Source organism: Aureispira sp. CCB-QB1 (assembly GCF_000724545.1).
GTDB lineage: Bacteria > Bacteroidota > Bacteroidia > Chitinophagales > Saprospiraceae > Aureispira.
Window position 1 is genome coordinate 1 of record NZ_JHBV01000162.1, and the last position, 4,199, is coordinate 4,199.

Sequence of the window (4,199 nt, forward strand, 5' to 3'; positions counted from 1 at the left end):
ACCAACATCATCAATCTCACTCGTTACTACGAAGAGAACCGTTTTGATGAACCTACCGAGAAAAAAGTCCGCTTTGTCTTTTCGGGCGGTGTGGGATCCTTTGCACATGAGTATGGTCATTTCCTGGATTATTTTTTTGGCGCTCGAATAGAAAACCATCCCAAAATCTATGCGCTATCTGATGGTCGCTCGACAGATCCTAGACGTATCAATTACGATGCCGCTAAAATGCCCATGCGTTACTGGATGGAGGAGATTCTAGAAAAGGCGTATTGGGACAAGAGCAAAACAGCGGATTCTAGTTATGTGAGACGTATTCGAAAAGCAATTCCTAAACAATATCTAGATTACTTCTTGAGAAGAAATGAAATCTTTGCTCGGCTTTTTGAGCAGTATGTTGGTTACAAACTCCAGGAGATGAAGATTCAAAATATCTTTTTGACCAAAACGAAGTACCATGCTATCCAATATATGACACCTACTGAGTTAAAAACAGTGGTGCCTTTGTTTGATAAGTTGCTGCTGCAGATGCGGAAACATTTTTAGAAGGCTTCCCATTTTAGGTTCTATTTTCAAAATAGAATAAATTATAATATAATTGAATATATAAAACCCTTATTATTAAATGTTTTTATTTCTTGGCATTGCTTTGGCATTTATAGTAAGTGTATCAAAAGTGATCATAACTAACTAAGAATAAATTTGGGTTTTAATTACTGCGTGAGTGCGCAAGCGCAGTTGGGGTGATTTAGACCTTACATGGATGGGAATACATGTAAGGTCTTTTCTTTTTTAAGAATCTATTATTGAGCTTTAATTTCTTCTGTTTTATCAAAATAGGTATAATACTCTGGTATTTGTTCAAGTAAAATTTTCTCACCTCCTCCATACTTTTTAAATTGATTTCTAAACTTTTTTAAACTAGAAAGGAAGTTTTTGGTATATCCATAATGATGATAAACCACCATTTTTTCATTAAAATTGATTTCATATCCTTTTTTGTTCGCTTGGAAGCAAAATTCGATATCCTCACCTGCTGCATTTGGAAAACTCTCATTGAAGCTTATTGTTTTAGCAACATCTGAAGTTATTGCAAGATTAGCAGTTGTTCCATAAAGTAATCTATTTGAGTTTTTAAATCTTCGTCCATTCAGAGTACCGTTTATATTATGATAAGTCCCAAACCAATGTTTATCTTTTGAAATTGTGTTTCCTGATACCACTCCAGAATTTCTATGTTGCTGAAAGTGAAAGATAATTTGCTTTGTCCAATCTTTATCAAGAATACAATCAGAATCAGTAAAAGCTATTATATCAACAGCTTCATTTAATGCAGCTTTTATTCCTTTATTTCTTACTCTTGCAGGTCCACAATTAGATGAGTTTTTAAGTTTTACAAATTGCTTTGGATAATCATAATCAACTGGTGAACCATCATCAACCAATATTACAGTATCTGGTTGATAGCTAAGATTGCTAATAGATCGAAAGAGATTTTTTAAATCTTGGACATTATTTTTTGACTTTGCATAAATTGGAACTACAATAGCCAATTTAGGTTTAAGGGGCATACTCTGTATTTCTCTGATCGGAAAAGGGACATAACCAATTTTATTATTATAAGTTTTGGTGCTTGATCCAAATGCAAAAACCTCTATGAACTTTGTTATTAAAAACTTATATCTATATTTGTTACCCTTTAATTTTTCATACCAATAGTCAAGTATATCTCCATAAGGTAAGTTTGAAAGCGAACTCATTACATTCCAAGATTTGCACAGTTATTACAATAGTAATGATACTTGTGTGAGGTTAAAAAATCTTTTCTTTTCTTTCCTTTCCATATTTCTATCAAATCTTGCTCAAATATATTTCCATACACATAAGGATTAAACATATTACAAGGAGTTACTGTACCATCATAAAGAATACATACTTCTTTATCTAAAATTGGGCAACTTGACATACTCCCATGAGTTTGTTTTGAATGCCTCGAGTTTAAATTTATTCCAGCTAGTTGGTTTGGAATATGAAACTGCAAATCGCACTCAATATACAATTCAGTTACTCGCCTAAACTGTTCTAGAATTTCCCTTTTATGTTTGTTTACAAGATAGACAAACTCTTCTATACCTTTATCTCGTCTAATTGTATTAAAAAGAATATGGCAGTTATTTTCAAAAGCAAACTTTGCTATATCGTAAATTTCAAACAAATTTTCTTCTTGTATTGTAAATATAATAAATGGTCGTTTAGCGAGACTTTGAAGACTATTAATATTATTAATAACATGCTCATACTTAACTCCCTTTCTTATTTTAGTAAGTTTGTCTTTATAAGGACTATCCATTGATATAAATAACTGTATATTGCTAGATGTCATACTACTCAATATCTTATCATTTCCAAATGACATATTTGAAAACAAATTAATATTAAGATCAGGAAAACTTCTTCGTGTGTAATCCAATATTTCCTTAAAATCAGGATGTATAGTACTCTCTCCTCTACCATTCAGTCTAATTGTTTTTGATATTCCGCCTACCTCTTTTAGTACTTTTTTGTAAATTTCAAATGTTAAAAATTTACTTTTATGAAATGGATTAACATGTTTTCCAAATCCACACATAGAGCAGCTTAAGTTGCAGTTATAACTTAATTCAACTATTATTTCTTCAAATTTCATTAGTTCTTTGTATTACATTTTAAAACTTTACAAGAAAGGTTACAAACTCTCATTTTTGCACTAACTTCTTTAGCATAATTGGAAGAAAGTATTTCTATCATTTTTTGTGAGTTTAGATTGCCTAATGGTTTATTGCATTCAGGTATCCAATTTTGTTGAAAACAAGTATACACATCTCCATTTTGAACAATTGACAAATTTCGATCTGCTGCATAACATTGCTGTTCTTCATCTGGAATATGCACCTCTTTATTTTCTAATGTTGTCCAACTTCCTTCAAAGCCCTCTGAAATATAATCCTGTACTGAGTGATAAACCCCTTTTTCTTTAGCATACTCTCCAACCGCTTTGATATGAGGTTCTGTTTCTTTTGAAAGAACAGATTGAATACTAATCTCAGCTGACGATAAGTAATTAACAGCATACTCGAGGTTACTAAACACTTTATCATAAGAATTTGCTCCTCTTACAAATTTCCAAAACTCTCTATCCATAGTATCAATAGAAACAACTATATGGATATTAAACTTTGAGACTTCTCTTATAAAATTGGAATCCATAGGAACTCCATTCGTTATAATTACGGTTCTAATTCTCTTTTCAGATATTCCATCTAATATCCTATAAATTTCATCTTTAAATAACAACGGTTCTCCTCCTACAATACATAACTCTTCGACCGTTGGAATAGATAAAATACCATTAATAACATTTTCTGTAGGAAGTCTATCTGCTTTGTCTTTATACTTCCAATGTGAACATTTAGTACACCTTTGGTTACATTGGATAGTATTCATATAATAGATGTGTGTAGGGCTGTACATTTTTTTACTATTTTAGATTTAAGATATTGACACAGTAATCACCAAATATACAATTATCAAATCATTGTATACAAATATATTAAAATAATTCACTTGACTTTTAAACTCAACCTCCAAATATACGCCACAAAATTCCCCAACCTCAGCAACAAAACTTTCCAATACCAATCACATACAATACTTTTACAGATATAAAATATTCTATTCTAAAAAAGTAACGTATGAAAAAACAACAACTGGGCAATGCCCAAACCGACCATCCACAACCGATTGACAAAACAATTGTGATAGGCTTAATTGAAGCACAAATCCAAAAACTAGAAGCCCACGAAATTCGCATTCTCAACAACGGTATTTTTGAAGACGATTGGCTGGAGACAGACGAAAATCAAGCCATGGCAGACAACTTTTCTTTGGCAGCACACGCCACCAATGCCACCCTTATTATGGAGTTAAAATCCTTGTGCAAAAAAATCCAACAACTGACTTAAAAAACGATTTTCAAACTAACATAGAAACTGGATTAGAAACTGCTCAGAAACTGGCTAGAAATTAACAAAAACTGCGTCTACTGGCTCTACTAGCACAAAAACTAATTTTCAAACTGCCTAGAAATTAAGCAGAAATTAGCTAGAAACTGCTCAGAAATTAAACAGAAACTGCCATAGAAACTACTAAAACTTCTAAAG

At 31.8% G+C, this 4,199-nt stretch carries 5 protein-coding genes; 2 read left to right on the forward strand and 3 right to left on the reverse strand.

Annotated features, from left to right (window positions below; genetic code table 11):
• The coding region (locus CG11_RS30740) for an LPD1 domain-containing protein (RefSeq protein ID WP_197044010.1) at positions 1 to 546 on the forward strand (546 nt) is incomplete at its 5' end.
• 257 nt (positions 547 to 803) lie between these two features.
• On the opposite strand, the gene CG11_RS28750 is transcribed toward CG11_RS30740, so the two are convergent.
• Genes CG11_RS28750 through CG11_RS28760 form a run of 3 tightly spaced genes read right to left on the reverse strand, consistent with a single transcriptional unit; the run spans position 804 to position 3,510 of the window.
• The gene (locus tag CG11_RS28750) at positions 804 to 1,760 is read right to left on the reverse strand and encodes a glycosyltransferase family 2 protein (RefSeq protein WP_052600358.1); all 957 of its coding nucleotides are present in this window, start codon (positions 1,758 to 1,760) and stop codon (positions 804 to 806) included.
• On the reverse strand, positions 1,760 to 2,686 hold the full coding sequence (locus CG11_RS28755; protein ID WP_052600359.1) for a radical SAM protein: 927 nt from the start codon (positions 2,684 to 2,686) through the stop codon (positions 1,760 to 1,762). Before CG11_RS28755 ends, CG11_RS28750 begins: the two co-directional genes overlap by 1 nt.
• Positions 2,686 to 3,510: a radical SAM protein gene (locus CG11_RS28760; RefSeq protein ID WP_081909689.1), complete on the reverse strand. Its 825-nt coding sequence runs from the start codon at positions 3,508 to 3,510 to the stop codon at positions 2,686 to 2,688. The genes CG11_RS28755 and CG11_RS28760 overlap by 1 nt, the downstream gene beginning before the upstream one ends.
• Before the next feature lie 221 nt (positions 3,511 to 3,731).
• Between CG11_RS28760 and CG11_RS28765 the strand changes: the two genes are divergently transcribed.
• Positions 3,732 to 4,001 (forward strand): hypothetical protein, encoded by a 270-nt coding sequence (locus CG11_RS28765; RefSeq protein ID WP_052600361.1) that lies wholly within the window; start codon positions 3,732 to 3,734, stop codon positions 3,999 to 4,001.
• Positions 4,002 to 4,199 lie beyond the last annotated feature (198 nt).